We start from the raw sequence: 3,383 nt of genomic DNA, 5'->3' as shown, positions 1-3,383 counted from the left end.
TTGCTTGTGGCAGAGTTTTTGGTGAGAGTTTTTTGTCAGCTTGGGCAAACGGTTTGACGCGACTGGCCTCTCGTGAAGCATTTCCTTCGGATCGAGCTTCGTTTTTTTATCGACCTGTAGAACTGTTAGGTATATCGCTTGGTGTAAGCTCTTGCCCAAAGGTTCGCCCTGAAGACTTGCGTTGGTTGCAGGATGTACTAGCAGAGGGAGAACAGAGATTAGTTCATGGCGAATTATGGACATTTATCCTCGGCATTTATGCAGCAAAAATTCTTTCTGTATCTTGGAAGCTGAAAAATCTACTGTTGCCAGAAGAAATGACTATTTCTGACTAAGTAAGTCGGCGCGTGCAATAAAACCAAACTGTGTGAAGAAAAGTAAATAAGGCTCAAACTCTTTCTCCCCCTGCTCCCTGCCCCCTGCCTTATCCCAACAATAATTATTTACGCCGACCTACTTACTCAACTCGCTAATGAGAAATGACAGCGTGATAAATCAATAATATTTCCGAAAAATTCTAAAGTAAAACTCAAATGGAGAATTCTTGATTACTTCCCAAATCAGTTCTAAGTTTCTGTAAATCCTATATGACCACGGGTATGAATTGAATGCTTGATAAAACTTTTCATAAGGCTTAGTATCAGCACATTTCATCATAAGTTGATGGAGTTCTTTTATTCTCAAGCTGCGACCGCGAAGAGATCGCACAAATGCCAGAGTTGTCATCTCACCAGTAACATCGATTTTGCTCAATTTTTCCGCCACCATGCATCGAATAATACTGCTCCGACTAGTTTCCAAGATTCTTAATAGTGCATGGGATGCAGTCTCATTACCAACGCTGATGGCACTCAATGTCTCTAATATTATTGAAAAGTGCTTATTCCAACCTCTAGAAGTATTTAGTATCCCCACCAATTCTTGAATGGCTGTTTTATCCCCGTTACCAATCTTGCCCAAAATGTCTGACGCAGTTTTATCGAATTTTTCCGAGAGTTTAGTAGTTTTTAATATCTTAAGCAGTCCTGGAACTGCTGTCTTATTGCTCGGATCGAGCATAGCTAATTTTTGCGCTGCTGACAGATAAATAGCTTCATCCTGGGTATTTTCCAAAAGCTGTACTAATATTTGTTTTGCAGTTTCATTACTTGGGTCGATTGTGCATAAGTCTGTTGCAACTGATAGGTAATTAGCTTCGTCCTGAGTGTTTTCTATTACCCCCACTGCTGTTCAAAAATCCGGTAGCTAGCTTCCCTTGCCATCGGATTTTTGGGAATGTGATTGAGGAAAAACTGCCCATCATTAATGCTGAGTGCAGCAAAATATTCTTCAAAGGTTGGGTGGTAGAAAGCATAAACTTTTTGTTCTGGATCATCTGCGTCTACACCAACCTGATTTAGCCAGCCAATTTTCAAAGCTAAGTCAAGTAGTGTTTCTTTTCCTTCTGGAAGCGGTCTATTCAAATAATTGAATACAAAATTTTGATGCAGTCGAAACCGACTTTGTTGGCGGTCATCTGCATCATCTATCGCCTGTCGAGATAGTTCTGCCAACGCTTGATTAAGGCATTCTCGCTGCATATGCGTCGTGGGAAACTGCTCCTGCTTCCACTCATAAATTCGATCCACAAATCTTTGATACAGTTCTGCCTGAGTTTGCGGGAACTGTCCCTGTTTCAAATACCAATTGAAACATAGCAAGGTTAACCGCAACGGATTCTTCACTAAATCTCGAATGCGCTCCCTTCCTGCTTCCTTCAGCGCAGCACACAGCACCTGCCCCAAATCTCCCTTTTCTCGTGGTGCAAACCATTTTTCAATGAATTGCTCTACCTGCTCTGGGTATGAAAAATCTAAGCTACGGTAAGTGTCAAAATTAGTTAATGAATTGCGATTGCCATCCCATAGATTTAATCGACAGGTTAGGATCAGGCGTGCCTGTTGCAGCCATCCCCCCTCTTGAATTTGACGTTGGATTTCACTTAGGGAATTGCCAGCAAACTGCATCTCATCCAAGCCATCCAGCAGCAACCAGGCCCGTCCCTGTTTAAACTGAGCCGCAAAGTGCTGTTTATCCGTCGCAGAGACTTCTGCTTCTCCTGCTTCACGAATAACTCGTCGCAGCCACCGTTTCTCCAAATAGGTTTCCAGCGTGTTGCCCTGTAAGTCTGCTAGCGATATCCAGATAACAATTGATTCTGGAAATTGCGTCGATATCCATTGGGCAATCTGCTGTAGTAAAGTTGTTTTTCCTGCCCCCGGCTCACCAATAATCGCAATCCTCTTTCCTTGACTCTTTGGACTCTCCCCCTGTTGCAGAACTTGCTTTAGAAATTCCTCGTGTTCAAATTGCTGAGTGACTTCTACTTCCTCCACTAGCTCAGAGTCTCGACGCAATCTCTCCTTTTTCCTGCCCTCTTGATAGAGTTCTGAACCCTGCTCCGGGGAGACATCCTGTTTCCGGCGTGGCATTTTCTTGCGTTCTACTAATCCCAGAGGGACAAACACCTGCTCAACCTGATAGGCAATATCCTCTCCACTGGTCATTGGGTTTGTTGTGATCTGAAGCCTTTCTTCCAGTAATCTTCGGCTGACCTCCTGCCAATTTATTTCTAGAGATGGAGAAGGCAGTTGAGAACGCAGTAGTAAATCCCGAATCTCAGCCAGCAAATCTGTCTCTAGCTGATGGAGCGTATCCCCAACCGAAATTTCAGATCCCTCCCCTAAGTTGACGTTATATTTTCCATGCTGCTCAACAAATTGAATGATAAGCGATCGCCCATCATTAGTTTTGACCCAACTCTGAAGTTCACTCAGCAGTTCGTCACGGTTTACCATGAGGAGTTACCCAAACGTCTAAGACTATACAGTGGAAGGTAAGCTCTTACGCTTCACCAGAATCAATTATTTAACCTCAGTCGGCAATATTAATTACCAACATTATTTCATAAATTGTCCTCGTGTAGGGGTTTACCTTCATTGATTAACTCGATTCAAATAAATATTTTATCGTTTAAAAAATAACAACATTCCATGTGGATTATCTAAGGTTACATTTTTATTACTATTTTGATTCTCCGATTCATCACCTTGTAAATCTTGACTTGAAAGTGAGTACACATCAGTTGCAACAAGCTGATATCCTTGAGTATTGAAATAACCAACTAGTTTATCAGGCATTATTATATGAGATGCACCGTAACTTGGTAACAAATTATGTTCAATTTTATCCTTGTCTAAAATATTTAATTGCATAGTACCTTTACGACAAAATATATCAAAATCAATCGGCTCAACTAAACCACTTGTAGTAATTTCAATTGAATTTAATTCCATTGCCAGTTGCTCTATACTTGCAAAATTCTGCGACCACGGGTTGCCCAT

At 41.6% G+C, this 3,383-nt stretch carries 3 protein-coding genes and 1 pseudogene; 1 reads left to right on the top strand and 3 read right to left on the bottom strand.

Annotation, left to right across the window (positions count from 1 at the left end; translation table 11 throughout):
* Positions 1-335, top strand: a 335-nt coding sequence (locus tag LC653_RS45190) for a hypothetical protein (RefSeq protein ID WP_229501740.1), incomplete at its 5' end; no start/stop codon positions are given.
* A 160-nt stretch (positions 336-495) separates the two neighbouring features.
* Here LC653_RS45190 and LC653_RS45185 read toward each other — a convergent pair.
* From LC653_RS45185 to LC653_RS45175, 3 genes and pseudogenes are all read right to left on the bottom strand, one after another.
* On the bottom strand, positions 496-1,224 hold the full coding sequence (locus LC653_RS45185) for a HEAT repeat domain-containing protein (RefSeq protein WP_229501739.1): 729 nt from the start codon (positions 1,222-1,224) through the stop codon (positions 496-498).
* Positions 1,215-2,837: an NACHT domain-containing protein gene (locus tag LC653_RS45180; RefSeq protein ID WP_229501738.1), complete on the bottom strand. Its 1,623-nt coding sequence runs from the start codon at positions 2,835-2,837 to the stop codon at positions 1,215-1,217. The genes LC653_RS45185 and LC653_RS45180 overlap by 10 nt, the downstream gene beginning before the upstream one ends.
* A 168-nt stretch (positions 2,838-3,005) precedes the next feature.
* A pseudogene (locus tag LC653_RS45175) lies at positions 3,006-3,383 on the bottom strand (hypothetical protein); the annotation flags it as partial.

Origin of the sequence: Nostoc mirabile CHAB5784 (genome assembly GCF_020829645.1) — a bacterium.
GTDB classification, from domain to species: Bacteria; Cyanobacteriota; Cyanobacteriia; order Cyanobacteriales; family Nostocaceae; genus Nostoc; species Nostoc mirabile.
Note: the sequence above shows the minus strand (reverse complement) of the source record. Positions and strands in the feature narration are given on the sequence as shown.